Annotated in this window: 3 protein-coding genes and 1 pseudogene; all 4 read right to left on the reverse strand. The window is 62.1% G+C overall.

From position 1 onward, the window contains the following. Window positions 1–589, reverse strand: a pseudogene (locus ABW043_RS07370) (alpha-D-ribose 1-methylphosphonate 5-triphosphate diphosphatase); the annotation flags it as partial. Beyond that, on the reverse strand, window positions 576–1,307 hold the full coding sequence (locus ABW043_RS07375) for a phosphonate C-P lyase system protein PhnL (protein ID WP_353920572.1): 732 nt from the start codon (window positions 1,305–1,307) through the stop codon (window positions 576–578). The pseudogene ABW043_RS07370 and the gene ABW043_RS07375, both read right to left, overlap by 14 nt. A gap of 9 nt (window positions 1,308–1,316) precedes the next feature. Next, window positions 1,317–2,138, reverse strand: coding sequence for an ATP-binding cassette domain-containing protein (locus ABW043_RS07380; protein WP_353920573.1), 822 nt, complete (start codon window positions 2,136–2,138; stop codon window positions 1,317–1,319). Next, entirely contained in the window at window positions 2,135–3,049 is a 915-nt protein-coding gene (locus ABW043_RS07385) for an alpha-D-ribose 1-methylphosphonate 5-phosphate C-P-lyase PhnJ (RefSeq protein ID WP_353920574.1), read from the reverse strand. The genes ABW043_RS07380 and ABW043_RS07385 overlap by 4 nt, the downstream gene beginning before the upstream one ends. Window positions 3,050–3,123 lie beyond the last annotated feature (74 nt).

Below are 3,123 nucleotides of genomic sequence, written 5' to 3' on the forward strand. Positions count from 1 at the left end.
ATTGCTCAGCCGCAGCCTCGAGCGAAATGCCCTTGTTTTTGGAGATGTTGGCGGCCTGCAGCTCGAGGTTGCGATACTGCCCCTGCCCCGGCGTGTGATCGCAGAGCGAGACGAGATCGACCGAGCCTTCGCCGACCAGTTCCTTGACGACGGACAGCGCGGCCGGAAAAGTCACTTCAAACCGTGCATGCACGCGATGATCGATGAGGAGGTTGGGACGGGCCGCGACGACGGCGCGGATCATTTCGCTCGTGAAATCATAGGAGCGCATGTGGCCATAGGTTGAGCCAGGCGCGAAGGAGAGCGAGGCATAGGCCGTGGTGATGCCTGAGGTCGCCAGCTTCATATCGAGATCGCGCAGGCCCATTTCCATCGGCATGCGCACGCCCGGCCGCGGCTCGATTTCGCGCTCGATCATGTCGCCATGCATGTCGATCATGCCCGGCATCAGGAGAAGGCCGTGACCATCCACGTCTGCATTGGCAACCGGGGTTTCGCTGATCTCGGCAATGACGCCGTGTTCGATTTTGACGGCGCCGCTTTCGATGACGCGGTCGGCGAGGACGATACGGAAATTAGAGAGCCACATTTTCTTCTTCCTCGCTCTGGTCGGCAACGACTTTGGTATTGAGATTGATTTCGCGGGTGATGAGTTGGGCGACATCGCCCGGGTGATGGAACACACCAATGATGGCGACACCTTGCGCCTTCAGATCCGAGAGGCGGCGCACGAGGGCGGCACGGGCGCCGACGTCGAGCGAAGCCGTAGGCTCATCGAGCAGCAGCAGTTTTTGCGGCAGGACCAGCGCGCGGGCGAGATTGACCTTCTGCTGTTCGCCACCCGAAAACGTGCTGGGATAAGCGCGCCAGAGTTCGGGACGTACGCCGAACTGGTCGAGCCAATGCCGGGCTTGATCGAGCGCCTCGGCCTGCGAGGTCCCGGCGAGCAGCAAAGGCTCGGCGACGATATCCTGGGCCGCGACGCGCGGACGGGCATTGAGGAACTGCGTCACAAAGCCGATTTCCTCGCGACGCAGCAGCGCAATATCGACATCGGCCGCATTGGCGAGGTCGATTTCGCCATGGCGCGAGCGATACCAGACATGGCCGCCGACCGGCAGATAAGAGCGCCAGATGGTGCGCAGCAGCGTCGACTTGCCGGCGCCATTATGCCCACGCAGCAGCAGGAATTCGCCTTCGTGAAGGTCAAAGCTGACCCCCTCAAAAGCATGCAGCATGCTGTCGAGGTGGTACATGCGGAAGGTCTTGGTGAGCTTTTCGACACGCAGGAGCGGAGTGGAAGTCATGGCCTGTCCTCAGAGCTTTGCGTGCACGAGTTGCTGGGTATAGGGGTGCTGCGGGTCCTGAAACACCTGATCGGCAAGGCCCTGCTCCACAACCTCGCCATGGCGCATGACCATGACACGGTCGGCCATCGTGCGGATGACGCCGAGATCGTGGCTGACCAGCACCATGGTGATCTTCCGGTCGCGCTGCAGCCGCTTTAGCGTATCGAGCACCAGAGCCTGTACCGAGACGTCGAGGCCGGTGGTCGGCTCGTCGAGCAGCAGAAGGGCCGGTTCTAGCGCGATGGCCTTGGCCAATTGCACGCGCTGCTGCATGCCGCCCGACAGTTCGATGGGGCGGGCGTCCATGCGCGAGATCGGAAATTCCGAAGCGTCGAGCGCTTCCCTTGCCTTGGCGCGCAAAACGTCAAAGCTGCGCTCGCCGGCGATAAGCAGGCGCTCGGCAACATTGCCGCTCGAAGAGTGCCGCATAAGAAGACCCATATGCGGGTTCTGGTAAACGATGCCGATATGGCGGGCGCAAAGCATGCGGCGCTCATAGCGCGTCAGGTCAAAGAGATTGCCATCTTCCCGGCTCGGCAGGCGCAGGGTGTAGTCACCGCTATCGGGCGTATCCTCAAGGTTCATCATCCGCAAAAGCGTTGATTTACCTGAGCCGCTTTCCCCGACAATGCCCATGACTTCGCCGGGATAGACCGTGGCATCGACATGGCGCAGGGCGCGGACGTCCCCATAAGTCTTGGAGATATCGCGCATGCTGAGGAGCGGTTCGGCCCGCATCAGGCGAGGGGCGGCACGGTCGAGCGCGGGAAGGCCCAGATGGAGGCTCATGCCGAAAACTCCCCGTTGCGATACCAGGTTTTGCCGACCTCGATCGGCGCACCTTCGGTCTTCTGGATGGCCTTGATGCCAAAATTGCTATCCGAAACCTCGAAGGCCGAACCGCCGCCATCAATGGGCAGCTCGTTCATGAAATAGCCCGAGACGCCAGAGCGGCGGCAGGTAAGATCCGCGTGGTCTTCCACCCGATAGGGGCGATCGGAGAAGACCAGCGGCTCGACGCGGGTATAGGGCGGCACTGCAAAAAGCCGCTTCTCCCGACCCGCGGAGAGAAAGGTGAGATGCTTGGCCATGTTGAGCTTTGGCACGTCCCAGCGCGGAATGGGCGACGGCGTCATCACATGGCGGCCATTGACCATCGAAGGATAGGCCGCGCCCTGCATGATCCGGCCTTTTCGAACGATCTGCTCGTAAAGCGTCAGCCAGAGTTTTCCGTAGTCGGCATCGGCGTGCATCTGCCGGGCGATGGAAATGTTGGGCTCAACCCCGCGCAGCGGTTCCGGATTGGGCACCTGCAGCACAAGGATCTGATCCTCGCGCATCACCTCTTCGGGCACGCGATGGCGCGATTGCACGATGGAGGCGGCAAGCGTGTCCCACGTCTCGCCTGCGCCGGATACGCGCGAAATGAAGCGACGGATCGAGGCGGCGTTGACGCCATCGTCAGCACCCTGGTCGATGACCTTCACGGTTGAGCCGGGATTGACCAAAGTGAGGGTCACTTGCAGGCCGCCGGTGCCCCAGCCGCGGGCCATTGGCACTTCGCGGCTGGCATAGGGCATCTGGCATCCCGGAACGGCGATGGCTTTCAGCATTTTCCGGCGCAGTTCGCGCTTGGCCGATGCATCGAGAAAACCGTAGCTGGTGGCCGCCCAGGGTTTTGTCAGGGATGAAAGGCTCATTCTGCGGGCTCCGTCTGGCGTGTTTCGGCCGGCATGGCGCTTGCCGCTTGCTTCGCCTTGGCGTCGCGCATCGC

The organism is Devosia sp. (assembly GCF_040509215.1).
In the GTDB taxonomy this organism is placed as follows: domain Bacteria; phylum Pseudomonadota; class Alphaproteobacteria; order Rhizobiales; family Devosiaceae; genus Devosia.